Origin of the sequence: Polynucleobacter asymbioticus (assembly GCF_018687575.1) — a bacterium.
GTDB classification, from domain to species: Bacteria; Pseudomonadota; Gammaproteobacteria; order Burkholderiales; family Burkholderiaceae; genus Polynucleobacter; species Polynucleobacter asymbioticus_C.
In genome coordinates, this window is record NZ_CP061297.1 from 410,104 (window position 1) to 435,271 (window position 25,168).

A 25,168-nucleotide genomic window follows, 5' to 3' on the forward strand; every position below is an offset into this window, starting at 1 on the left:
AATTACCTTGTAATACATTGGTCTTTTGACTGAAATTGCCTAATTTTTGAGCATTTTTACTAAAACTGAGGGAAACCCATGCTGGAGAAGTTAACCAAAGCTCGAAATTTGTCTAAGGCAAATAACGCAATTAAGCGTTTGATATCCGAGCGAGGTGAATCCAATGCGCTCAGCATGGCTGACGATGTTGTTAATAACTATCGCAAGTTGGCAAAAGATCAGCATGTTTCTTTCTTCAACTTTTTGTTTGAGAAGCTCAATCCTCAAGCGGATGCAGTGCTCAAGGCGGCACAAAATTTTGTTGCGGATTCCAGCGCGCGCAATTACATACAGCTGCAAAAAGTTTCCGAGTCCCCTCGCCAAGAATTTTTTCGTCGCTTAAATCGCGCCAGTCACGGTACTGCGGCGGTAGTTCAGATGCGCCGAGATCTATTGCAGTTGTTGGACAAAAAACCAGAGTTGGCTGCGGTGGATTTCGATATGCGCCATCTACTGTCTTCATGGTTTAATCCTGGTTTTTTAAAAATGCACCAGGTCGACTGGAAGTCTCCAGCGGAGGTGCTTGAGAAGTTAATTCAACATGAGGCAGTTCATGCTATCGATGGTTGGGATGACTTACGTCGTCGCCTTCAGCCAGATCGCCGTTGCTTTGCTTTCTTCCACCCGCAGCTGCCAAGTGAGCCCTTAATCTTTGTGGAGGTTGCACTTCTCCCTGAAATCCCAACGGTGATCACGCCATTGGTCGATAAAAAAGCGGAAACAGTAGACCAAGTGTCGCAATACAAGGTTGCTGTTTTTTATTCCATTAGCAACTGCGAGCCCGGTCTTCGCGGCGTATCTATGGGGAACTTTTTAATTAAGCGGGTGGCAGAGCAATTGCATGCTGAATTCCCTGGAATCAAAACCTTTGTGACTTTGTCACCTATTCCAGGATTTATGGATTGGGTTGCAGCAGGCGCGAATTTAGGTGATGGCGTCCCGGCTGATAGATTGAAGCCGAACCTCAAGGTGGCGCGAGATGCTGCCCTGGTAGTGCTGGGGCTCGAGAGTCAATCTTGGACGGAGCGATTGGCAGGAGGATGGCACCCCGACCTAGCTTCTGAGAAAGAAAAAGCAGCTCTATTGAGCTTGGCGAGCATGTATTTAGGGCTTGCCTCTACTGGGCGCGATGGCAATCCAGTGGCTAAGTTTCATTTGGGGAATGGCGCCAAATTGCATCTGGTGAACTGGGCAGGGGATCTATCGCGTAAAGGGTTGCGACAATCTGCCGGTTTGATGGTGAACTACCTTTATGACCTTGGTAGCGTAGAGGACAACCATGAGCGCTTTGCAAATGGTGAAATCGTCTATTCCAGGGCGGTAGGCCGCCTCATGGCTCCCTAGTGTTTTCCCTTGTATGGACTTTTGCAGTAAGTATTAAGTGCCCTTAGAATGGGCGCTGTATTCATAAAAACGAAGTCAATCATTAGATTGATACAAAAGGAGGCAAAGATGTTTAACCAAAAAATGAAGGCATCACTTTTTTCTGTAAACACATTAAAGAAATCGCTATTTCTTCTGTGTGCGGCACCACTTACTGTGATGGCGCAAGAGTGGCCAGTTAAGCAAGTCACATTCTTAAATCCGTTCCCAGCTGGTGGTGGAACGGATGCTTTTGCAAGACCATTAGCTGCGCAATTAACAGAGCAATTGGGTAAGCAATTCATTATTGATAACCGTGGTGGTGCAGGCGGTACCGTTGGCGCCTCAGTTGCTGCTAAGGCTGCTCCAGATGGTTACACCTGGTTTATCGGTGCTACACACCATACGATTGCACCTTCGATGTATAAGAATTTAGATTACGACATCGAGAAGAGTTTTATTCCGGTTGCGATGCTTGCGAACGTTCCACAGGTGTTAGTGGTGAATCCCCAACGCGTGAGTGCACGTAACGCTAAAGACTTCCTTGAGCTCATGAAGAAAAACCCAGGTAAATATAACTTTGCAAGCGCAGGTAGTGGCACTGTCCATCACTTAGCTGGTGAGTTGTATAAGATTCAAACTGGTACCTTTATTACACACATCCCATATCGTGGTGCTGGCCCAGCAATGAACGATTTGTTAGCTGGTCAAATTGACTTGGAGTTTGATGGTCTTGCTACTTCTGCACCACAAATTAATGCTGGTAAGTTGGTGGCAATCGCTGTAGCTTCAAACAAGCGCTCATCTGCCATTCCGAACGTGCCGACTTTTAAAGAGGCCGGTTTGCCTGACTATGAGGTATCTACTTGGTACTCCATTTTTGCTCCAGCTGGCACACCTAAACCGATCGTTGACAAGATGATCGTTGAAGTACAAAAAGCCTTGAATACACCGAAGCTCAAAGCGATTTGGGAAAAGAACGGTTCTGATACTCCGAACCTCTATGGTGAGGCTTTTGGTAAGCAGGTTCGTGCTGACGTAGCTCGTTGGGCTACTGTAGTTAAGAAATCTGGCGCTACGTTAGATTAATTAGTCACTGTTTTTATTGTTTGGTTTTTTGAGGCTCGAATGAATTTATATTCTTTATTGGAAAAAGGTTTTCCAAAAGATAAGCAGGCTTGTGCATTGGAAACGCATGATGGTTTGTACTACTCCTGGAGTGATCTGGAGCGTGCTACTTCCAAGATGGCTAACCTGCTAAAGAGCCTCAAGTTACCAGCAGGATCTCGTATTGCGGTTCAGGTTGAAAAGTCCCCAGAGGCGCTCTTTCTGTATCTGGCTACTGTAAAAGCGGGATATGTTTATCTGCCCCTGAATACCGCTTATCAAGCTGCGGAGATTCAATACTTTCTAGAAAATGCTGAGCCTGCGGTAGTTGTCTGTAGCAGCAAAAATTTCTCTTGGGTATCGAAAGTTGCTTTTAAAGCGGGCACCAAGCATGTCTTTACTTTGGACGAGGATCGCAAGGGTACTCTACTAGAACGTGCTGCTGGTCAAAGCGATCAGTTCAAAACCGTTGCGGTGAAGGATGATGATTTAGCTGCTATCTTGTATACCTCGGGTACAACCGGTCGCAGTAAGGGTGCAATGTTGACCCATAAAAACTTGGGCAGTAATGCGCAGGTATTGCAGAAGTTTTGGGGTTGGAAAAAAGGCGATGTTTTATTACATGCTTTGCCGATCTTTCATGTGCATGGCTTATTTGTAGCTGCTCATGGTGCCTTGATTAACGGTAGCAAAATGATTTGGTTGCCACGCCTTGATACTGCACAATTGATTCATCACATGCCAAACTCTACAGTCATGATGGGCGTGCCTACGTTTTACGTTCGACTGCTTGCAGATAAAGGCTTCAATAAAAATGTCGCTCGTAACATGCGCCTGTTTGTCTCAGGTTCTGCGCCATTGTTAACTGAAACATTTAATTCTTTCAAAGAAGTGATTGGTCAGCCTATCCTTGAGCGTTACGGCATGAGCGAAACCGTGATGCTGGTTTCCAATCCATACAAAGGTAATCGGGTCGGTGGTTCAGTTGGATTGCCTTTGCCGGGCGTGAAGGTTCGCGTAGTTGATGAAAACAACAAGCCTTGTGGCGTTGATGAAATCGGTAGCATTCAAGTTAAAGGCCCGAATATATTTAAGGGCTACTGGCGCATGCCAGAAAAAACCGCAGAAGAATTTACTAAAGACGGTTGGTTTAAGACTGGTGACGTAGGTCGTTGGGGTGGTGATGCGAATGGTGGTAAAGCGCCTAAGGATTATCTCTGCATCGTTGGTCGCAGCAAGGATTTAATTATCTCTGGCGGCTACAACGTTTACCCGAAAGAAATCGAAAGTTTCATCGATGATATGGAAGGTGTGGATGAAAGTGCTGTGATCGGCGTCCCACATCCTGATTTTGGCGAAGCCGTGATGGCGGTGGTCGTGCCAAAGGCTGGAGCTAAATTAGATGCGCAGGCCATGATCGCCACATTAAAAACGCAGATTGCGAATTTCAAGATTCCAAAGCGTTTAGAAATTGTGTCTGACTTACCTCGCAATGCTATGGGTAAAGTGCAGAAGAACATTCTGCGTCAGCAATACACCAACTAAGGGTAGTCGGTCTTCTAAAAACCAAATGCCTTGCGGCTTTCATTAAACATGAAGGCTGCAAGCATGAATAGCATCACACCAAAAATACGTTTGAGTTGAGCCACATTCAGCTTTCTGGCCATTTTTGCGCCAAGCGGGGCGGTGAATATGCTGACCGCCACAATGCAAAGTACTGCTGGCACGTAAACAAATCCTAAAGATCCTTCTGGAAGATGAGGATTGCCCCAACTGCCATACATGTAGCCGATTGTTGCAGCGGCAGCAATCGGAAATCCTAAGCCAGAGGAGCTTGCCATCGCAGTGTGTGGTTTTACATTGCACCAAAGCATAAATGGAACGGTAATAAAGGCTCCACCTGCCCCAACTAAGCTTGCAATCACACCTGTAAGTGCTCCAAATGAAAAAAGACCCATGGCGCCTGGTAACTCTCTTCCAGCCGAAGGTTTTTTATTGATGATCATTTGGATCGAGGTGTACACAATAAAAATGGCAAAGAATAGCGATAGCCAGGAGGTATTGATTGCTTCGAAAATCTCACTACCACCAACAAGGCTGCCAATCACTAGACCGGGACTGAGAGCAGCAACTAGTTTCCAGTCAATGGAATTGTGTTTATGGTGAGCCCAAATCGCTGAGGTAGTTGTAAAAAGAATAGTTGCCATCCCAGTAGCAATGGCCATATGCACGATGATATTTTGACCGAACCCCAAATGATTAAAGACTACGATCATGAAGGGAACCAAAATCATCCCACCGCCAATACCAAGCAGTCCAGCAAGAAAACCAGAGATGCTGCCGCACAACATCAACATCAGGATGTCGGCTATTGACATGAATTCCCCGCCTTAGCCGCTAGGCCGTCATCCTGAACCCTAAGGTTCAAGGTGGAGCGGCTACTCTGTTTCGGGTGCACTAAGAACTCCAGGGAGTGAACAGCGCGAAGCTGCCACTGTGAAGATTCGAAACGCTCACGCCCACAGTGTAAAGATCGCTCCTGATGCTTGCGCATCGGTTCAAGGAACTATTGGCCTTGGCGAACCAGGCAGGGAAAGGGTTTGCATCAGAGCATCCACTTGATCTTCCAGGGAGTGAATCTCTCTCTGGAGGCGAGCAATTTCTTCTGGATCGGAATGCGATGAGGCGCTTTGTACAGGCGCTGCCTGAGGTGCAGTTTGCAATTTGATGAGGTCGCCCGCGATCTTTAGCGCAGCCATCATGCTGGCACGTTCAATGCTGCGATTACCACCATTGATAGCCAGCTGAATTTGTTCATCTACTAAGGTGCAGGCTGCACGAAGCAAGGGCTCATGCTCAGCACTCGTAGCTAAGGTAATTTTTTGACCGGCGAGGGTTACTTCAATGCGTTGTTGGCTCATTGCCATCCTCTGGGTTGGGTGGTGTCACGGGTTCACCAAGTAGATTCATTTGACGTCCATCAGTCTGTTCCGGTAGGCGGCTCAAAATATGCTGAATTCGCTTTTGTGCATCTTCAATCTTGGTCTCAAGCTGACTGCGATCTTGGTGCAAGGTTTTCACAGCATCTGAAATCAACTGAATTTTGTGAGATAGCCTCTGCAATGATTCAGCTATTGAATCAGGTTCAGTGGAGTCACTTTGGACATGAGGTGTGTACTCGGTCATATGGGCATTGTAGCCTTAGGAAAACGCTTTGTGAAACTCCTAGCTTTAAGCTTAATTGGGCAAAGCCACCCAATCATCCCCCAGCTTTTCCAGACGAATACGCCCATCAAATAGGCCTACCAGGGCTTGATGTGTTCTAGGATCTTGACTGGACCCCTGGAAATGTAGCTTACCCCCACTCAGCATCACCAAATGGTCGGCGCGAAGCGCAAAATGAATTTCATGCAAGACCGTCACCAGGGTCTTGCCTTGGAGCAGTAAGTTGCCCTGCCATTTCAAAAAATCGGCTTGGTGGGGTGGATCTAAATTGGCCAGCGGCTCATCCATGAGAAGGATGTCGGAATTCACGGCCAGCAGACGCGCCAAAAGAACGCGCTGACGCTCCCCTCCAGAGAGTTGCTGTAAGGGGCGATGACGTAAATGCCAAGCATCAGTTTCTTGCATGGCACGTTCTACTGAAAGGTGATCGACATCGGAAGGTAGATGTAGCCATCCTTGATGTGGGATGCGCCCAAGCATGACTGTGTCATAAGCGCTGAGGGAGTCATCAAATTCTTCTGAATTGCTTGAGCCTTGATCGAGCCAAGCCATTTTCTTTGCAAGATCTTTAGAAGTAAATGTAGATAAATTTATTTCGTCGATGGTGATGGAGCCATCCCACTTGAGTAAGCCAGCCATTGCCTGCAAGAGAGATGATTTTCCTGCGCCATTGGGCCCAATAATGCTAGTCCATTTTCCCTGTGGAATATCGACGTTCAGATCCGCAAGGATGGCGCAAGGCCCCCTATAAACGTTGAGCTGGCGCAATTTCATGAGCGCACTCCAAGAGGGGTTCGTCTCAGTAGGATGAGTAGATAGAGGCCGCCTAAGACAGCAGTGACTACACCAACAGGAATTTCAATCGGCGCAAACAGGGTGCGTGCAAGCAGGTCTGAGCTGAGCAATAAGATTCCACCACCTAAGCAGGAGAATAAAAGCTGTATTCGTTGTCGGCCACCAGAAAATTTTCTGACCAGGTGAGGTGCCGCTAATCCAACAAACGCAACTAAGCCAGTTTGTGCAACAGCACATCCAGTTGCAAGGGCAAGAATGCCGATGAATATTAGTCGCAATTGATCTAATGGCAGCCCCAAGGTGCGCGCAGTATTCTCGCCAAGCGAGAGTGCATCCAGTACGGGGCTAATCAAGAGAGTAATTACTAAGCAAAGTGCTAAGGCAATGATCATGATCGTCACGCCAGGCCAATTGAGCAGGCTTGTATTGCCCAGCATAAAAGATTGAATACTTTGGAAGAGATCAGGGCGAATGAATGTAAATAAAGAATTTGCTGCACCCAGGATCACGCTGATAACAACTCCGGATAATAGAAGACGCAAGGAGTTACTGTAGCCACCAGCCAAAAGAAGTGAGGCCAGCACACCCATCAGGGCTCCTAAAAAAGCGCCGCCATTCAGACCAATAATCTCTAGCCAAGCGTTACCCAGATAGGCAAAGCAAAGAATACTCCCAACCCCTAGGAGCGCGCCTGATGCGCTCCCGAGTAGGTAGGGGTCTGCTAGGGGGTTGCGGAACAGGCTTTGTGCAATACCACCAGCTAGTCCCAATAAAGCGCCAGCAAGATAGGCCCCCAATGACCGTGGCAGTCGTATATCAAATAAAACGGTTTGATCGGCTGCTGATATATTCCAGCTGGCACCCATGCTTCCGAGTAGCGTTCCAAGTAGCACCAAGAGCGCACTCAGAATGAGTAGGCCAGATACCTTACCGAGGAAATAATTTTTTTGCATTATCGAGATGATGACATCTTCTCTTGTACACATTGAGAAATCAGTAATGCCGCTTCTCCCATACGTGGACCGGGACGGACTAATACATCATTTTGATCGCCAGTAAATGCACAAATGCGCTTCTTATGCACCGCTGGAATGGAGTTCCACCCCGGACGCTTCTGAATATCAACTGCCGTTGATTCAGTAAGAAGAATGACATCGGGTTTAGCTTGCACCACAAACTCAGGATTCATTTTGGGGAATGGTCCGAGTGATTCGGGAATGATGTTAACCAAATTCAATTGAGTCAGAATTTCACCAATAAAAGAAGTGCCGCCAGCTGCAAAGGGTGCAGGATTGACTTCAAAGTACACGCTGATATTTTTTTCTTTTGATGGGAGTTGCTTGCTAGCACGCATGATTTCTTTTTCAATTTGATTCCACACGCGTGCACTCTCCGATGTTCCCAGCACGACATCAAGCTTCTGAAGAGCTCTTCTCTCATCATTCATAGACTTCACGTCTAAGGCAAAAGTTTTAATACCTAATCCATTTAATCGCGCGATAACAGGAGAAGCTTTCTCCAGTAAAACAACATCAGGTTTGAGTTGCACAATCCGCTCAATATTGATGTCGCCCATTCCACCAAGCTTAGGTAGTTCTTGAATGGATTTAGGCCAATTTGAGAATCGATCCACACCAACCAAAGCGCTGCATTTACCCAGAGCACATACTGATTCAGTGATTGAAGGCAATAAACTGACGATGCGCTGAGGAGCTTGATCAAAAACTACTGTAACGCCACGGTCATCTGCTACCGAAACAGGCGCAGCAAAAACTGCCAAGGAAAATCCCAAAAGAAATGCAGTAAGCACGAAGGCTAAATAACGGGTGGGGCTCCAGAGTTGCATTCTCTTAGGATTTTTCACTTGAATTTAAAAATTATATTTTGCTGTTACAAAGTATGTTGTTGGTGTTGTGGGGTAATAGTAGTAGCCGCTGCTTGAGTTATATCCGCCAGTGGTTGCATAAGAATTTCCCCCGATATTTTTAATCATAAATTTAGCGTCCCACGACTTTACCCTGTAGCTGGCATAAACATCGGCTGCAACATAGGACGGAATTTTTGCTAGTGAATTTGTGATTGTCGGATCTGCATCATAGTTTTGATTGCCAACATAATTCACTACAGCTCCTGCGCTCCATGAACTACTAATCATGTATTGTGCGCGGGCATTTAACAGTATGTCTGGGGCTAGACCAACCCCTGCTCCGGCTATCGATCCAGTCGTGTAAGTAGATCTTTGTATTTTCCCGCCACCAGCTAGAGTTAAATTTTTGGTGATATTGCTTGAGGAGTCAAAAAGGAATCCGGTTCGATTAATATTTCCCGCAGTATTAATGTTGCTGCCAGATGATGGGTCATAGCGAATTTCATTTTGTGTAATGGACTGAAATACAAGGGCTGAAAGATGGGTGTGACGTAAATTCCAGTCTCCTCCGGCTGAATAGGTTTGTGAGATTTGTGGTTTTAGGATGCCATTAAAAATGGGTTGGTAAGTGCTTGGATCAAAGCCCCAGAATTCATCAGTGTTTGGGAAACGATACGACTGATCCCATTTAATAAATATTTTTTGTCCTGCTTGATAGTTGTAATTGAATGCTGCATCTCCAGCGTTAGCAGAGTATTTTTGATTCGCGCTAACGGTTGATCCGCTAGAGAGATCATTTGCTGATGCATTTTGTGCTTGATGCCTAAACCCCCCGCTAAGCTCTAATCCATCAATCACCTTAAGCGGGATTCGTGATACGAGATACATGGATTGATTCTGAATGCTAACGTTTTGTTGAAGACTTACATTGCTAAAAGCCAATCCCGAGGAACTGCTTTGAGAGGCTTGATTAAAGTCATAACCTAAAACTGTAGTTCCCCAATCTCCAAAATTAGCTTTGATTTTTGGGGCAACTGCCAGTTGCCAGTTGGGATACAGAACGTAGTATGGGTATGCGGGAATATTAGAACTGGTATTTTTGTTGGAATACGTCCCATCGATGTCAAACGTTAGTTGCTCATCAATTGCTTTTATAAAACCAGCTCTGATTCCGGAATTATCAGTCGTGATTGATGATCCTATGAATGTTGCTCTAGCTGACTGGGAGTTGCCTCTACCTGCTTGACCAAGCACTGCTCCAGGTGTTTGAGAATTTGAGTGATTGAAGAATATATCAGCGTAGACCTGATCAATTCCGCCTAATGATTGAGTTACCTTGCCGTCGAATGAATAGGTATTCGCTGCAGAGTTCTGTCTCCAACCATCTGTGTTCGAACTATTTGCTGTAAGTTGAATTGTCGTGTCATTCACTTTGTTACGCAAAATTGCATTGCCAATTACAGTGTTGTAGCTTCCGTATGTAATTGATGCTTGATTTAGATTTTTGACGCCACCATTAGTGATGATGTTGATTACACCACCTACAGCTCCGTTTCCGTACTGCACGCTTGCCCCACCCTGTAAAACCTCAATTCGTTCGATTGAATCAATGGGTATAGATCCCCAGTTAATAGTGCCTGAATCGATCGGGTTGAGTCGTTGGCCGTCAACCAGAACAAGGGTGTTGCTATTTGCGGTAGCGCCATAGCCACCCATATCGACAGAGGCATCCAGATTTAAGGGATTGCCGCTAGAATTTTTGACGTTTAAGCCCCCGATCTGAGAGAGGACCTCTGGGATATTGTTTGAGCTTGAATTTGCTATCTCATCACGTGTGATGACTTTTACATTTGCCGGGACTTCATTAAGGTTTTCTTGAAAGCGAGACCCCGAAACAATCACTGTGGATTGTGCGCTTTGGGCTAATACGTTAAAGGTTAATGTTGCACCGCAAAATAGGGTGACGAATGTTTTGCTGCTGAACTGCTGTTTCATGATGAACTTTCTGCCTTCGAATCACCTGGCTCACTTCCCCGTAAGCTGGGTCGAACAGAATTTCACTTTATGAGAGTTCATGCGTCAATTGGGCAACCTGCCGGCTTGGCTGGGGGTGCTTCATCAGCGCGCGAAGATCCCCGTCCGCAAAATTCCACCTGTCTTGGCCGGTATCCGGGCTAGTAAATCTCAGAATCTGGCCTTCCCATGCAATTGACGCGCACAGTGGCTTATTCAGACTCCTGACACCTTCACCTTAAGTTAGGGTGCATTTACCTACCGTTGCGGGGGCAGCACACGTTTAGTGTTTCCCGTTTAACTTTATTGCACTGCAATAAAGCACCACGACCCCGCAATTCTATCTTAGGCTGAGAATGGATCGGCCTAAAAGACCAAAAAAGCCTACAATACAGGCTCTAGGATTAAGGATTCATGACAGCATTAGACAAGCACCCCGAAAAAAACCTGATTCGTTTGCAGCTGAGCCAAAACTCAGTGTTGAAAAGCTTGGATCCTGAAACGATGGCTGATTTAGAGCGCCACCTGGTGATCTCAGACCTCAAAAAATCAGAAATCCTGCTTCATCAAGGTGATCACCAGATGGAGCAGTACTTTGTGCTGGACGGAATCCTAAAGCGCATCGTGTCTAGTGCGGACGCAAAAGAGATGATTCTGCGCTTTGCCATTGAAAAAGACATTGAGACTAGCTATGCGGCCTGGCGCCTCAAAACGGCAGCCCCTTACAGTATTGCCTCAGTAACTAAGGCTCGCGTGGCCCGCATGCCCCTGAAGAAGTGGGCTGAATTTTTGGATGCCCACAAGCCTCTGAAGGAAAGCTTTGAGTTTGAAGTAATGCGCTTGATGAGCGAAATCATGGCTCATACGATTACCTTGCATATGCTTGACGCACCGGGCCGAGTAGAGCGGTTTTTACGCAAATATGAAGACTTATTTGAGCTTCTCCCAAAAAAAGAGCTAGCCGCTTACCTCAACCTCTCCCCAGAGACTTTGAGTCGCCTCAAAACAAAGCATAAAGAGCTCTTTGTTTAGTTGGAAATCCTAATTGTTTCTAGATTTCAGGGGAAATTGACCGAAGTCAATGATGAACCCTAGCCCCAAGCCTAAGATTCATCTCAGCCTCAACGGGAATGCTTCTGCTTACCCGTGGCACTACTAATAACTTAATTGGAGACAGTTAGCGAAAGCTAAATTGCACTGAACATGCGGTACGTTCAGAAGGTGCAATTAACTATAAATTTCTATGACAACAGATAATCAAAATACCCAAGTCACTGATGGCTTCCATCTCGTCATTGACGCTTTAAAAGCAAATGACTTAGACACTATTTTTGGTCTCGTTGGTATTCCAATTACCGACTTGTGCCGTTTAGCTCAAGCTGAAGGAATGCGTTTCATTGGCTTCCGTCACGAACAGCATGCAGGTAATGCTGCAGCGATCGCAGGTTATATGACTCAAAAGCCTGGCATCTGTATGACTGTGTCAGCACCAGGTTTCTTGAACGGCTTAACAGCATTGGCTAATGCCACTGTGAACTGCTTCCCAATGATTTTGATTTCTGGTTCAAGCGAACGTGAAATCGTTGACTTACAGCAGGGTGATTACGAAGAGATGGACCAGCTCAATGCTGCCAAACCATATTGCAAAGCTGCATACCGTATTAATCACATTGAAGATATCGGCATTGGTTTTGCTCGTGCAATTCGTGCAGCTGTTTCTGGTCGTCCAGGCGGCGTATATTTAGATTTGCCTGCGCAGCTATTGGCTCAAACAATGCCAGTAGAAGAAGCTAAGAAATCAATCTTCAAAGTAATTGATCCAATTCCACGTCAAATCCCTGCTGCTGATGCAGTAGAGCGTGCATTGAATGTATTGAAAGGCGCTAAGCGTCCCTTGATTCTCTTGGGTAAAGGTGCTGCTTATGCTCAAGCTGATGCAGATATCCGTGCATTGATTGAGAAGTCTGGCATTCCTTACTTGCCAATGTCGATGGCTAAAGGCTTATTGCCAGATAACCACCCACAGTCTGCTTCAGCAGCGCGTTCATTTGTATTGGCTGAGGCTGATGCGGTGATGTTGGTTGGTGCTCGCTTGAACTGGTTGCTCGCGCACGGTAAGGGCAAGACCTGGGGCAAAGATCCAAAGAAATTTATCCAAATCGATATTCAAGCAAATGAAGTTGATAGCAACGTGCAAATCGATGCGCCATTGATCGGTGATATTGGCTCTTGCGTTGGTGAGCTCTTGAAGGGCATCGCTGCTGTTCCTAAGCCAAGTGCTGAGTGGATTAGCGCAATCAACGAGAAGAAAGATAAGAACTTGGCGAAGATGGCTGAGACTCTTGCTAAAGAAGCTTCGCCAATGAACTTCCACGGTGCATTGCGTGCGATTCGTGATGTGATCAAGAAGAACCCAGATGTCAACTTGGTTAACGAAGGTGCAAACACTCTCGACTATTGCCGTGCGATCGTTGATATGTACAAGCCACGTAAACGTTTTGACTCAGGAACATGGGGCATTATGGGCATCGGCATGGGTTACGCCATCGGTGCAGCTGTAACAAGCGGATTGCCTACAGTTGCGGTTGAGGGTGATAGTGCATTTGGTTTTAGCGGTATGGAGTTGGAAACAATTTGCCGTTACAACTTGCCAATTACTACAGTTGTTTTCAATAACAACGGTGTTTACCGTGGCACTGACGTGAACCCAACTGGCGGCCAAGATGTTGCTCCAACAGTATTCGTAAAAGATGCGCGTTACGACAAGATGATTGAGGCATTTGGTGGTGTTGGTTATTACGTGACTACTCCAGCTGAATTAGAGGCAGCTTTGACCAAAGCGATTGCTGAAGGCAAGCCAGCTTTGATTAATGCGGTGATTGACGAGACAGCTGGTACAGAGAGTGGACGTTTGACCAACTTGAATCCATCAACTGCTGCTGTTAAGAAGTAAATCGTAGGCAATAAACACGTAATTTTTTAAGAGCGAATTAAGTAACAAATAAGAAACACTTTAAGGAGAATCAAACATGACTAAACCATTAGACGGTATCCGTATTATTGACTTCACACACGTACAGGCAGGTCCTGCATGTACTCAGCTATTGGCTTGGTACGGTGCGGATGTGATTAAAGTAGAGCGCCCAGGTTCTGGCGACGTAACTCGTAGCCAGTTGCGCGATATTCCAGGTGCAGATGCTCTGTATTTCACGATGTTGAACGGTAATAAGCGTTCATTGACATTGGATACTAAGACACAAGAAGGTAAAGAAGTTTTAGAGAAGATGATCAAAACATCTGACGTCATGGTTGAGAACTTTGGTCCAGGCGCTTTGGATCGTATGGGTTTTAGCTGGGCACGTATCCAGGAATTGAATCCAAAGATGATCATGGCTTCTGTTAAAGGCTTTAGCGATGGCCACTCATACGAAGACTTAAAGGTATATGAGAACGTTGCTCAGTGTGCTGGTGGTGCCGCATCTACAACTGGTTTCTGGGATGGTCCTCCAACAGTTTCTGCTGCTGCTTTGGGCGATAGCAACACTGGTATGCATTTGGCAATTGGTATTTTGACTGCATTGATGCAGCGTCAAAAAACTGGTAAAGGTCAAAAAGTATCTTGCTCAATGCAAGATGCCGTATTGAACTTGTGCCGCGTGAAATTGCGTGACCAACAGCGTTTGGATAAAGTTGGCTACCTCGAAGAGTATCCACAGTATCCACATGGCACATTCTCTGATGTAGTTCCACGTGGCGGTAATGCTGGTGGTGGCGGTCAGCCAGGCTGGGTGTTGAAGTGTAAGGGTTGGGAAACAGATCCAAACGCATACATCTACTTCACAATTCAGGGTCACGCTTGGGAGCCAATTACTAAAGCGTTGGGCAAACCAGAGTGGGCAACTGATCCAGCTTACATGACTGCAGAAGCACGTCAAGATAAGATTTTTGACATCTTTGCAACGATTGAAGATTGGCTCAAGGACAAGACTAAGTATGAAGCTGTGGACATTCTCCGCAAGTTCGATATTCCTTGCGCACCAGTTCTATCAATGAAGGAGTTGGCTGCATCACCTGATTTGCGTAAGAGCGGTTCTATTGTTGAAGTTGATCACAAAGTTCGCGGTAAGTACTTAACAATCGGTAGCCCAATCAAGTTCTCTGATTTGAAGATCGATGTTGGTCCATCACCAGTATTGGGTGAGCACACTGATGAAGTATTGAAAGACCTTGGCTATAGCGCTGATGACATTACTAAGTTGCACGCAGCTAAAGCGGTTTAATAACAATAAGTAATTTTTTTGCGATCTTAAAGGCGCTCCTCGTGAGCGCCTTTTTTTATTCACCCAGACAGAGTAAAACTCTTTAGACTGACACTATGAAAACAGCCATCGATTTATCCGAATTAATTGATTGTGTTGGCGATGCCGTCATTGTTGCTGATGCGCATGAAAAGATTGTTCTTTGGAATGCGGCAGCCACCAGAATTTTTGGCTATTCAGAAGAAGAGGCACTTGGCAATACCTTGGATCTGATTGTTCCGGAGCGTCAGCGCCAAAGACATACCGAGGGCTATAGCAAATCCATGGAAACGGGTACTACGCGTTACGGCACTACTTTATTAAAAATTCCAGCAAAACATAAAGATGGTCACACTTTATCCATCGCTTTTACTGTGGGAATGCTTTTTGATGAAAAAAATCAAGCTAAAGGTGTGGCCGCAGTAATTCGGGATGAGACTGAGCGTTTTGCAGAAGAAAGGGCGCTAAAAAAGCGACTTTCTGAGCTTGAGAATCCATCAATTAGAGGGTAAATAGTCTATTTAGCCCATCTGAAGCGGGGTGTGCCCAATAAGTAGGCATGCTATGTTGCACCGCAATCCGTCGCTGGTAAAATTGGCCTAATTCAAAATTTTAATCTTATTAGGACTTTAATCATGGCAAAAGCATTAGAAGGAGTGAAGGTTCTCGACTTCACGCACGTTCAATCTGGCCCAACATGTACTCAGCTGCTCGCTTGGTTCGGGGCCGATGTCATCAAAGTGGAAAAATCTGGTGAGGGTGATGCTACTCGTGGCCAGTTACGTGATATCCCGGATGCGGATAGTTTGTATTTCACGATGTTGAACCATAACAAGCGTTCAATTACTGTGAATACTAAAACCCCAAAGGGTAAGGAAATTCTCGAGCGCTTGATCAAAGAGTGCGATGTTCTTGTTGAGAACTTTGCTCCTGGCGCATTAGATCGCATGGGTTTTTCTTGGGAACGTATTCAAGAGCTGAATCCGATGATGATCATGGCATCAGTGAAAGGTTTTGGTCCTGGTCCTTATGAGGACTGCAAGGTTTATGAAAACGTTGCACAGTGTGCTGGTGGTTCAGCATCTACTACAGGTTTTGACGATGGTCCTCCGATGGTGACTGGCGCACAGATTGGCGATAGCGGTACTGGTTTGCATTTGGCATTGGGAATCGTGACTGCGCTGTATCAACGTACACATTCTGGTCGTGGTCAAAAAGTATTGGCGGCAATGCAAGATGCGGTATTGAATTTGTGCCGTGTGAAGTTGCGCGATCAACAGCGCTTAGAGCGTGTTGGCCTGATGCAAGAGTATCCACAGTTTCCGAATGGCGAGTTCGGCGACTCTGTACCCCGTGCTGGTAATGCCTCTGGTGGCGGTCAGCCCGGCTGGATTGTGAAATGTAAAGGTTGGGAAACAGATCCTAATTCCTATATGTACGTCATCGTTCAGGCACCAGTTTGGGAAGCAATTTGCAAAGTAATCGGCCGTGAAGATTGGATTACAGATGTGCGTTTCGCATCACCAATGGCTCGCTTGCCTCACTTGATGGAAATTTTCGGTGAAATTGAAAAATGGACTATGACTAAAACCAAGTTTGAAGTCATGGACATCTTGAATAAATACGACATTCCATGCGGCCCTATTTTGTCGATGAAAGAGATTGCAGAAGAGCCAGCATTGCGCGCTACTGGAACTGTTGTTGAAGTGGATCACCCAATCCGTGGCAAGTACCTCACTGTAGGTAATCCGATCAAGATGTCTGACAGCCCAACTGATGTGACTCGATCACCATTATTGGGTGAGCACACCGATGAAATTCTGAGTGAATTAGGTTACTCAACTGATGAGTTAATCAGTCTGCGTCACGATAAGGTTATCTAAGATGCGGGTTGCGCTGATCGGGAGTGCAGATTTTGGTAAAGCGGCACTAGAGGCTTTTTTAGATCGCGGCGATGAGGTGGTTGCCGTGTTTTGCCCGCCAGATAATCCAAAATCAACCAAGCCTGAAGTACTTAAAGAGGCGGCAATTGCAAGAGGCTTAACCCCTTTGCAATTTGCCTCCCTCAAAGGCTCTGAAGCAGCGCAAGCCATGATTGATAGCAAAGCCGATATTTGTGTCATGGCTTATGTTCTGCAGTTTGTTCCGCAAGAACTTTGTAAGATCCCTAAACATGGAACCATTCAATATCATCCCTCGCTCCTGCCGAAGTATCGTGGTCCTAGCGCCATTAATTGGGCGATTGCATTGGGTGAAGACAAAACAGGTTTAACCATTTTCCGGCCATCTGATGGTTTAGATGAAGGCGAAGTGATCTTGCAAAAAGAGGTTGCTATTGGCCCCGATGACACGCTGGGGAAGGTCTACTTTGACCATCTTTTCCCGGTTGGTATCAAGGCGCTTCTAGAGGCTGCTGATCTGGTCGTTGCCAACAAGCATCAAGAAGTCGTTCAAGACGAATCTAAGGCGAATTACGAAGGCTGGTTTGGTGTGGATGCGGCTCAAATTCATTGGGCTACTCACATTACTCAGATCTATAACTTGATCCGTGCGTGCAACCCTGCTCCTGGAGCCTGGACTAAGTTCGGCGAGCAAAAAGTGCAGATCTACGACTGCCATAAGCATGTAGCAGCTACTTTTGCTTCGGTAAAAGGTAAGCCTGGCGAAATCACGCAAATTACTTTGGATTCTTTCTTTGTCACCTGTCATGGTGGTCAGATTGAAGTCCTCAAGGCAAAGGGTACTGCTGGAAAAGTAACTGGAGCTGAATTGGCTAAAGAGTTGAATCTGGAAGTGGGTCAGTTCTTCACGCTGTAAAGCATCCAGCTGGAATTAAATCTCTAGGTTATCAATCAAGCGTGTTTTGCCAAGCTTGGCAGCTGTCAGAATCACTAGCGGTTCGCCAGCCTGAAGACTTTCATTCGAGGCTGGAGCTAAATCGCTTTGTTGGCGAATTGCGATGTAGTCTGGTTGCCAGCCACGTCCAGTGAGAAGATTTACTGCAAGTTTTTCAATCTCAATTAGCGAGTGCGTATTGCGCTCACTCAAATCAAGTACGCGTGCACGAACTTCCCTCAATGCTTTTTGTAATTCAGGCGCCTCTGCACGTTCTTCAACCGAGAGGTAGCCATTGCGAGATGAGAGGGCAAGACCATCTTCAGCGCGAATGGTTTCACCTGGAATGATATCTACGGGTAATGCAAATTGCTTAGCCATTTGACGAATAATCATCAGCTGCTGGTAATCTTTTTTTCCAAATACGGCGACTTTGGGTTGTACGCAAGATAGAAGTTTGAGTACAACAGTACAGACCCCTTTAAAAAAGCCAGGACGGAACTCGCCTTCAAGAATATCGCCTAGTTGTTGTGGTGGGTCTACACGGTACTCTTGAGGCTGAGGATATAAGTCACGCTCAGTTGGTGCAAACAGGATGTAGACACCTTCTTTTTCAAGCTTATCAATGTCTGCCTGCATGGTGCGTGGGTAGCTATCAAAATCTTCATTTGGACCAAACTGCAGACGGTTCACGAAGATGCTGGCTACTACTGGATCGCCATGTTGCCTGGCAAGGCGCATGAGGGATAAGTGACCTTCGTGGAGGTTACCCATCGTCGGCACAAAGGAAGCACGATTTTGTCCACGCAAATGGTCGCGCAACTCCTGTATGTCACTAATTATTTTCATGCAACAGGCGTATAGGCGAGACGAACGTAGATTGGGGCGTACGGTTCTGCTTGAGTGATCTCAACTAAAGCTTCGCGTGAGAGCTCGAGCATGGCAATGAAGTTCACGATCACTACTGGAATACCTTTACCAGATTTAATGGCCTCTTCGAATAACTCACCAAATTCTACAAAGCGCGTATTTTGTAAGCGACGCAAAATGCGCGTCATAAAGTCACGCACAGAGAGTTCTTCGCGAGTAATGGTGTGGTGCTGATTCAGTTTTGCACGATGAAGCACATCACGCCAGGCCATTTGTAAATCATCTTGATTGACGTCAGGCCATGTGACTGCAACGGTGGTATCAACGTAACCATGGGCAATTTGGAAATCACGCCCTTGTTGTGGAATTTGATCTAGCTCTTGAGCGGCTAGCTTCATGCGCTCGTACTCCAAGAGACGACGAACCAGTTCAGCGCGTGGATCCTCCACCTCTTCATCGCTATCTGCCTTCTTCATCGGCAGTAGCATGCGAGATTTAATTTCAATCAACATGGCGGCCATCAATAAGTACTCGGCAGCGAGTTCTAGGTTGTGATGGCGGATTTGATCGATGTAGCTTAGATACTGTTGGGTTACCTGCGCCATCGGAATATCAAGTACGTTGAAATTCTGCTTACGAATCAAGTAAAGCAAAAGATCAAGCGGTCCTTCAAATGCCTCTAGAAAAACCTCTAGCGCATCAGGTGGGATGTAGAGGTCAGTGGGGAGCTTAAATAAAGGCTCGCCATAGAGTTTGGCGAATGCCGAAGACATGCCATCGGTGACCGATGGGGTGCTATCTAATAACTCGGATTGAGCGCCTGGCTCAGCTCCTAACTCAGTCATTCGAATACACGTAAGGGCGTTGCTTTAATTTAGCTTCCTTGGCGCGACGTTGATCTTCAACGGTCAAAGGCTCTTTATCCCAAAGGAGTGCGCGACCAGCTTGCTGGCCCGCTTCGAGATGTGGTTTCTCGGATTTAAGCTCATTCAAGAACTGGGTGAATTCGGATGTATATCTAGCCATCATATTTCCTAAAATTCTTAATTAATTCAATAACTTATGAAAATAACTGCAGGGCAACAAACTGCCTAGCCCATCATTATTAACGATTTTTCCTACAAACCTGCCGACTTTTTGGCTAATTCCAAGAAAACAGCTCTTTTTAGCTTGTTTTTAGAGGTTTGCAGCCAACAAAGCCTCGATTTGAGGCGCTTCAACGCGCGTCATGAGGTGTTTGTAGGGTTTGATCGGATTTTGGCTGGAAAGGGGCGTTTTAACGTCATTCCAGCTCATGGCTGGGACCGAGAGGAAGTCTTCAACCCCGGCTGTGACTTGAGGTAGCACTGGCTTGAGATACAGGCTCAGTAAACGGAATGCCTCTAGGGTGATGCTGCAGACTCGTTGTAAGTCAGCTTCACGCTCTGGATCCTTGGCGATTTCCCAAGGCTTGTTTTCATCCACAAAGGCATTGACCTTGTCTGCCAGCTCCATGATCGTACGCAATGCTTTTGCATATTCACGTGCTTCATAAAGCTCGGCAATTTTTTCACTAGCCGATCCAATATCAGCAAGCAGTGGATTGCTCATTGCTGCATCAGAAACGACTCCGCCAAAACGCTTCACCAAGAAGCCAGCGCTGCGACTCGCGATATTAATGTATTTGCCCAATAAATCGCTGTTCACTCGAGCAACAAAGTCTTGAAGATTTAAATCTAAATCTTCCATGCTGTCATTCAGTTTCGTTGCAAAGTAGTAGCGGAACCATTCAGGATTAAAACCCGATTCAATCACGCTATGAGCAGAAATTAAAGTACCACGAGACTTACTCATCTTTTCACCATCAACAGTGAGGAAGCCATGAGCAAATACATTGGTCGGTGTTCGGTAGCCTGCAAAGTGCAGCGTTGCAGGCCAAAAGAGTGTATGGAAATACAGAATATCTTTACCGATAAAGTGATATTGCTCGGTAGTTGTATCGGGCTTAACCCACTCCTCAAAGTCCAAGCCCTTGCTCTGGCAGTAGTTGAGGAAGCTGGCGTAGTAGCCAATCGGCGCATCAAGCCAAACATAGAAATACTTGCCGGGTGCATCGGGGATTTCAAAGCCAAAGTAGGGAGCGTCACGGGAGATATCCCAGTCACCGAGCTTGCTATCTCCAGGTTGTCCAACCCACTCTTTCATCTTATTGCGAGCTTCGGGTTGAAGTGGCGTTTTTACTTGAGTCCATTCACGCAAAAAAGTTTCACAGCGAGGGTCCGACAGTTTGAAGAAGTAATGATCGGAAACTTTTTTAATGGGGGTTGCGCCACTCACTACAGAGAACGGATTTTTCAAATCCGTTGGAGAATAAGTTGCCCCACACTTTTCGCAGGAGTCGCCGTACTGATCTTTGGCGCCACATTTAGGGCACTCGCCTTTGATGAAACGATCGGGCAAGAACATTTCTTTAACTGGGTCGTATGCTTGCTCAATCGAGCGCATTTCAATTAGACCGGCATCACGCAACTTGAGATAGATGCTTTGAGAGAGTTTTTCATTCTCAGGACTATCGGTGGTGTAGTAGTTATCAAACGAGATTAAGAAATCATCGAAGTCGCGCTTGTGCTCTTTCCAAACATTGGCAATGAGCTCTTGCGGAGTGAGACCCTCTTTTTCAGCGCGCAACATGATCGGAGTACCGTGGGTGTCATCAGCGCCAACATAGTGCACTTCATGACCACGCATTCTCTGAAAGCGCACCCAGATATCAGTCTGGACATACTCCACCAAATGCCCAATATGAATCTGGCCATTGGCGTAAGGCAAGGCGGAGGTAACTAGCAAGCGACGTTTGGGGCTACTCATGCGTACTTAAAATAGAAATATTCAACAAATGGGAATACAGGATTATGGGGCTTGAGCCTCCACTTCAGCAGTAATTTTAGTCTGCGGTTAAAGTTAATACCGAATTGAACCTATTTAAGAGGCGTTTTATGGCTTTGCCCCACAACATTCAGATGTCTCACGCTTCCGTGCCCTTGGTGCACGAGGTGCAGATCATGGATGAGGCGGGACGTATTAAGACCGCCCATATTCCTGGGGAGCGCCCTCTCACCATCTATCTCGATAAGCGGGAAGTTGTCACCCTGATGACCTTGGGGAGTGCCCCGGAGGCTCTGGTTCTGGGCTATTTGCGCAATCAACGCCTTGTGGAGTCACCGGACGATATTGCGAGCATTCAGGTCGACTGGGAGACCGATTCAGCGGCAGTCAAGACTCATCGCAGCACGGTGGACATCGATGCCCTTACCAGCAAGCGCGTGGTGACTACGGGTTGTGGGCAAGGCACGATGTTTGGAGGTCTGATTGAGGAGATGGCCGAGATTAGATTGCCAGATGGCCCTCAATTAACCCAAGAGGCAATAGTGGCCCTGATCGATAGCATTCGGGTACACGATACGATTTATAAGAAATCCGGCTCCGTCCATGCCTGTGCTGTTTTTGAGCGCGAAGGTAATGACAGCGTCCGACTTCTACACTTTATTGAGGATGTTGGGCGTCATAACGCTGTTGACTCCATTTCTGGTCTGATGTGGCTGGCTGACAAGCCGGGCAAAGACTTGATCTTCTTTACTACTGGGCGCCTTACCTCGGAGATGGTCATTAAAGGGGCTCAGATGGGTATTCCTTTCTTGATGACCCGTTCTGGCATGACCCTGATGGGCCTGGAGCTCGCCCGCAAAACCAATCTCACCTTGTTATCCCGTTGTTCGGGGAAGCATTTTGAGATCTTCAATGCCCCTGAGAGGGTGATTTTTACCTCTCCATCAGTTACCTCGTAAATTCGTGGGCATATGGCCTGCGATGGTTTTACAATTCGGCCATGACTATTAAATCTGACCACTGGATCCGCCGCATGGGCGAGCAAGGCATGATCAGCCCATTTGAACCTGGGCAGGTCCGCCAAGATGCTGCCGGGCAAAAAATTGTGAGCTATGGCACTTCAAGCTACGGCTATGACATTCGTTGCGCTGATGAGTTCAAGATTTTCACGAACATCAATAGCACCATTGTTGACCCTAAGAATTTCGACGAGCAATCGTTTGTTGATTTCAAGGGCTCAGTTTGCATCATCCCGCCCAACTCTTTTGCATTGGCAAGAACTGTTGAGTACTTCAAGATCCCACGCAGCGTATTAACGGTTTGCGTTGGTAAGAGTACGTATGCACGTTGCGGAATTATTGTGAACGTCACTCCGTTCGAGCCTGAGTGGGAAGGTTACGTCACACTCGAGTTTTCTAATACAACTCCTTTGCCTGCCAAGATTTATGCCGGCGAGGGATGTGCACAAGTTCTGTTCTTTGAAAGCGATGAAGTATGTGGCACATCGTACAAAGATCGTGGCGGTAAGTATCAAGGCCAAGTTGGCGTGACTCTGCCGAAGACTTAATCTGCTTAATTTGCTTCATCGCCATATTGGCGACTCAAAAGGGTGCTCATGAAATTTCGTTTTCCAATCATCATTATTGATGAGGACTTTCGCTCTGAAAATATTTCAGGTTCGGGTATTCGCGACTTAGCGGAAGCCATTGAAAACGAAGGTATGGAGGTGATTGGCTTAACTAGCTACGGTGATCTGACATCCTTTGCGCAGCAGGCCTCCCGGGCCTCCAGCTTTATTGTGTCGATTGATGACGAAGAGTTTGTTTCAGACTCTGAAGATCATGACTTGCCCGCATTAAACAACTTACGCGCATTTATTACCGAAGTGCGTAAGCGTAATGAAGATATTCCAATCTTCCTGTATGGCGAGACTCGCACTTCACGCCATATGCCAAACGATATTCTGCGTGAGTTGCATGGCTTCATTCATATGAATGAAGACACACCTGAGTTTGTGGCGCGTCACATTATTCGTGAGGCAAAGGTCTATCTAGATTCTTTGGCGCCACCATTCTTCCGCGCGCTCACTAATTACGCCTCTGAAGGTTCTTACTCTTGGCATTGCCCAGGTCATTCAGGTGGCGTGGCTTTCTTAAAGAGCCCAGTAGGCCGTATGTTTCATCAATTCTTTGGTGAGAATATGCTCCGCGCTGACGTCTGTAACGCAGTGGAAGAGTTGGGTCAGTTGCTAGACCATACTGGACCTGTCTTGCAGAGCGAGCGCAATGCTGCGCGCATCTTCAATGCGGATCATTTGTTCTTTGTAACCAATGGCACATCCACATCCAACAAAATTGTTTGGCACTCAACTGTTGCCCCTGGCGACGTCGTGTTGGTGGACCGAAACTGCCACAAGTCAGTCATTCATTCGATCACAATGATGGGTGCAATCCCGATTTTCTTGATGCCAACGCGTAATCACCTTGGCATTATTGGTCCGATTCCAAAAGAAGAATTTGAGTGGAAAAACATCAAGAAGAAAATTGATGCTAATCCATTCATTAAGGATAAGAATGTCGTGCCTCGCGTGATGACCCTCACGCAAAGTACTTATGACGGTATTGTTTACAACGTCGAGATGATTAAAGACATGCTCGATGGCAAAGTGGATTCATTGCATTTTGATGAAGCTTGGTTGCCGCATGCCGCATTCCATCCTTTCTACAAAGACATGCATGCTATTGGCAATGATCGCAAGCGTACTAAGAAGAGCTTGATGTTTGCTACCCAATCCACTCACAAGTTATTGGCTGGCCTCTCACAAGCTTCGCAAGTATTGGTGCAGGATGCAGAAGAGCATAAGCTCGATCGCGATTGCTTCAATGAAGCCTATTTAATGCATACCTCTACCAGTCCACAGTACGCCATCATCGCTTCTTGCGACGTATCTGCTGCCATGATGGAATCTCCTGGCGGCACTACCCTGGTTGAAGAATCTATCGCAGAGGCCATGGACTTCCGTCGCGCAATGCGTGAGGTGGATGATAAGTTTGGCGCGGACTGGTGGTTTAAGGTTTGGGGTCCAGATCATCTCACTGAAGAAGGTATTGGCGAACGTTCAGATTGGATTTTGGAGCCCAATGCTAGCTGGCATGATTTTGGTAATGTTGCCAAAGATTTCAATATGCTTGACCCCATCAAGGCGACAGTAGTGACGCCTGGTTTGGATGTTGAGGGTAACTTCGGTTCTATGGGTATCCCGGCGAGTATTGTTACTAAATACTTAGCTGAGCACGGCGTGATCGTAGAGAAGTGCGGTTTGTATTCCTTCTTCATTATGTTCACCATCGGCATTACCAAGGGTCGCTGGAATACTTTGGTAACTGAGTTACAGCAATTTAAAGACCACTTTGATAAGAACGCTCCTTTGTGGAAAGTATTGCCAGAATTCGTTGCGAAACATCCGCGCTATGAGCGTGTTGGTTTGAAGGATATCTGTCAGCAGATCCATGAGTTCTACAAGAGCCGTAACGTAGCCCGCATGACCACGGAAATGTATACCTCAGACATGGTGCCAGCGATGATGCCTTCAGAAGCTTGGGCGAAGATGGCGCATAAAAAAGTAGATCGCGTGCCTTTGGATCAACTGGAAGACCGCATTACTGCGATGCTGGTTACTCCGTACCCTCCAGGTATTCCATTATTGATCCCAGGTGAGCGCTTTAATAAACGCATCATTGACTATCTCTACTTTGCCCGTGACTTCAATGAGCAATTCCCGGGCTTTGAAACTGATATTCATGGTTTGGTCAAAGCAGATATCGATGGACGCAGTGAGTATTACGTTGATTGTGTGAGACAAGAGCCAGATATCACCCTGTGATTAACGACT

The 25,168-nt window shown here is 46.4% G+C and carries 22 protein-coding genes, 1 other RNA gene, 1 pseudogene and 1 riboswitch; of the genes and pseudogenes, 12 read left to right on the forward strand and 12 right to left on the reverse strand.

Annotation, left to right across the window (positions count from 1 at the left end; all coding sequences use genetic code 11):
* Positions 1–78 precede the first annotated feature (78 nt).
* The 3 genes from AOC19_RS02180 (at position 79) to AOC19_RS02190 (ending at position 4,053) form a co-directional block, all read left to right on the forward strand.
* A complete protein-coding gene (locus tag AOC19_RS02180; RefSeq protein ID WP_215377211.1) occupies positions 79–1,383 on the forward strand; it encodes a malonyl-CoA decarboxylase in 1,305 nt (434 codons plus the stop codon).
* A gap of 108 nt (positions 1,384–1,491) precedes the next feature.
* Positions 1,492–2,490: a Bug family tripartite tricarboxylate transporter substrate binding protein gene (locus tag AOC19_RS02185; protein WP_215377213.1), complete on the forward strand. Its 999-nt coding sequence runs from the start codon at positions 1,492–1,494 to the stop codon at positions 2,488–2,490.
* Positions 2,491–2,529: 39 nt separating this feature from the next.
* Positions 2,530–4,053: a malonate--CoA ligase gene (locus AOC19_RS02190; protein WP_215377214.1), complete on the forward strand. Its 1,524-nt coding sequence runs from the start codon at positions 2,530–2,532 to the stop codon at positions 4,051–4,053.
* 14 nt (positions 4,054–4,067) lie between these two features.
* Here AOC19_RS02190 and AOC19_RS02195 read toward each other — a convergent pair whose 3' ends face one another.
* The 8 genes and pseudogenes from AOC19_RS02195 to AOC19_RS02230 all read right to left on the reverse strand — a co-directional run bounded on the left by AOC19_RS02195 (position 4,068) and on the right by AOC19_RS02230 (position 10,390).
* Complete coding sequence (locus AOC19_RS02195; RefSeq protein ID WP_215377216.1) at positions 4,068–4,886, reverse strand: sulfite exporter TauE/SafE family protein; 819 nt, start codon at positions 4,884–4,886, stop codon at positions 4,068–4,070.
* A non-coding RNA gene (ssrS, locus tag AOC19_RS02200) (6S RNA) lies at positions 4,887–5,105 on the reverse strand.
* A 99-nt stretch (positions 5,106–5,204) separates the two neighbouring features.
* Positions 5,205–5,435: pseudogene (locus AOC19_RS09375) on the reverse strand (cell division protein ZapA); the annotation flags it as partial.
* Positions 5,410–5,694, reverse strand: coding sequence for a hypothetical protein (locus tag AOC19_RS02210; RefSeq protein WP_215377218.1), 285 nt, complete (start codon positions 5,692–5,694; stop codon positions 5,410–5,412). The gene AOC19_RS02210 and the pseudogene AOC19_RS09375, both read right to left, overlap by 26 nt.
* A 51-nt stretch (positions 5,695–5,745) precedes the next feature.
* Positions 5,746–6,507: an ABC transporter ATP-binding protein gene (locus AOC19_RS02215; RefSeq protein ID WP_215377220.1), complete on the reverse strand. Its 762-nt coding sequence runs from the start codon at positions 6,505–6,507 to the stop codon at positions 5,746–5,748.
* Complete coding sequence (locus AOC19_RS02220; protein WP_215377221.1) at positions 6,504–7,481, reverse strand: FecCD family ABC transporter permease; 978 nt, start codon at positions 7,479–7,481, stop codon at positions 6,504–6,506. Before AOC19_RS02220 ends, AOC19_RS02215 begins: the two co-directional genes overlap by 4 nt.
* Positions 7,481–8,392 carry an ABC transporter substrate-binding protein gene (locus tag AOC19_RS02225; protein ID WP_251368063.1) on the reverse strand — a complete coding sequence of 304 codons (912 nt, stop codon included), beginning with the start codon at positions 8,390–8,392 and terminating at the stop codon, positions 7,481–7,483. The genes AOC19_RS02220 and AOC19_RS02225 overlap by 1 nt, the downstream gene beginning before the upstream one ends.
* A gap of 6 nt (positions 8,393–8,398) precedes the next feature.
* A complete protein-coding gene (locus AOC19_RS02230) occupies positions 8,399–10,390 on the reverse strand; it encodes a TonB-dependent receptor (RefSeq protein WP_215377223.1) in 1,992 nt (663 codons plus the stop codon).
* Between the two features lie 148 nt (positions 10,391–10,538).
* Positions 10,539–10,752: riboswitch (cobalamin riboswitch) on the reverse strand.
* 70 nt (positions 10,753–10,822) lie between these two features.
* On the opposite strand from AOC19_RS02230, the gene AOC19_RS02235 reads away from it, so the two are divergent.
* From AOC19_RS02235 to AOC19_RS02260, 6 genes are all read left to right on the forward strand, one after another.
* Positions 10,823–11,440, forward strand: a complete 618-nt coding sequence (locus AOC19_RS02235; RefSeq protein WP_215377225.1) for a Crp/Fnr family transcriptional regulator — start codon at positions 10,823–10,825, stop codon at positions 11,438–11,440.
* Positions 11,441–11,651: 211 nt separating this feature from the next.
* Positions 11,652–13,361 (forward strand): oxalyl-CoA decarboxylase, encoded by a 1,710-nt coding sequence (gene oxc / locus AOC19_RS02240; RefSeq protein ID WP_215377227.1) that lies wholly within the window; start codon positions 11,652–11,654, stop codon positions 13,359–13,361.
* Positions 13,362–13,437: 76 nt separating this feature from the next.
* Positions 13,438–14,688: a formyl-CoA transferase gene (gene frc, locus AOC19_RS02245; protein WP_215377229.1), complete on the forward strand. Its 1,251-nt coding sequence runs from the start codon at positions 13,438–13,440 to the stop codon at positions 14,686–14,688.
* A 95-nt stretch (positions 14,689–14,783) separates the two neighbouring features.
* Positions 14,784–15,218 (forward strand): PAS domain-containing protein, encoded by a 435-nt coding sequence (locus AOC19_RS02250; protein ID WP_215377230.1) that lies wholly within the window; start codon positions 14,784–14,786, stop codon positions 15,216–15,218.
* A gap of 123 nt (positions 15,219–15,341) precedes the next feature.
* Positions 15,342–16,589, forward strand: a complete 1,248-nt coding sequence (frc, locus tag AOC19_RS02255; protein WP_215377232.1) for a formyl-CoA transferase — start codon at positions 15,342–15,344, stop codon at positions 16,587–16,589.
* A 1-nt stretch (position 16,590) separates the two neighbouring features.
* Positions 16,591–17,523, forward strand: coding sequence for a methionyl-tRNA formyltransferase (locus tag AOC19_RS02260; RefSeq protein WP_215377234.1), 933 nt, complete (start codon positions 16,591–16,593; stop codon positions 17,521–17,523).
* Between the two features lie 15 nt (positions 17,524–17,538).
* Here the strand turns inward: AOC19_RS02260 and panC are convergent, their stop codons facing one another.
* The 4 genes from panC to metG all read right to left on the reverse strand — a co-directional run bounded on the left by panC (position 17,539) and on the right by metG (position 21,258).
* Positions 17,539–18,390, reverse strand: coding sequence for a pantoate--beta-alanine ligase (gene panC, locus AOC19_RS02265; RefSeq protein ID WP_215377235.1), 852 nt, complete (start codon positions 18,388–18,390; stop codon positions 17,539–17,541).
* The gene (locus AOC19_RS02270) at positions 18,387–19,256 is read right to left on the reverse strand and encodes a segregation and condensation protein A (protein WP_215377237.1); all 870 of its coding nucleotides are present in this window, start codon (positions 19,254–19,256) and stop codon (positions 18,387–18,389) included. The genes panC and AOC19_RS02270 overlap by 4 nt, the downstream gene beginning before the upstream one ends.
* On the reverse strand, positions 19,249–19,437 hold the full coding sequence (locus AOC19_RS02275; protein WP_215377239.1) for a DUF3460 family protein: 189 nt from the start codon (positions 19,435–19,437) through the stop codon (positions 19,249–19,251). The genes AOC19_RS02270 and AOC19_RS02275 overlap by 8 nt, the downstream gene beginning before the upstream one ends.
* A 150-nt stretch (positions 19,438–19,587) precedes the next feature.
* Positions 19,588–21,258, reverse strand: a complete 1,671-nt coding sequence (gene metG, locus AOC19_RS02280) for a methionine--tRNA ligase (RefSeq protein ID WP_215377241.1) — start codon at positions 21,256–21,258, stop codon at positions 19,588–19,590.
* Positions 21,259–21,392: 134 nt separating this feature from the next.
* Between metG and AOC19_RS02285 the strand changes: the two genes are divergently transcribed.
* From AOC19_RS02285 to AOC19_RS02295, 3 genes are read left to right on the forward strand one after another with little or no spacing between them, the layout of a single operon-like run.
* Positions 21,393–22,235 (forward strand): formate dehydrogenase accessory sulfurtransferase FdhD, encoded by an 843-nt coding sequence (locus AOC19_RS02285; RefSeq protein WP_215378013.1) that lies wholly within the window; start codon positions 21,393–21,395, stop codon positions 22,233–22,235.
* A 41-nt stretch (positions 22,236–22,276) separates the two neighbouring features.
* Positions 22,277–22,843, forward strand: a complete 567-nt coding sequence (gene dcd, locus AOC19_RS02290) for a dCTP deaminase (protein WP_215377243.1) — start codon at positions 22,277–22,279, stop codon at positions 22,841–22,843.
* Between the two features lie 48 nt (positions 22,844–22,891).
* Positions 22,892–25,159 (forward strand): arginine/lysine/ornithine decarboxylase, encoded by a 2,268-nt coding sequence (locus tag AOC19_RS02295; RefSeq protein WP_215377244.1) that lies wholly within the window; start codon positions 22,892–22,894, stop codon positions 25,157–25,159.
* The last annotated feature ends 9 nt before the right edge of the window (positions 25,160–25,168 follow it).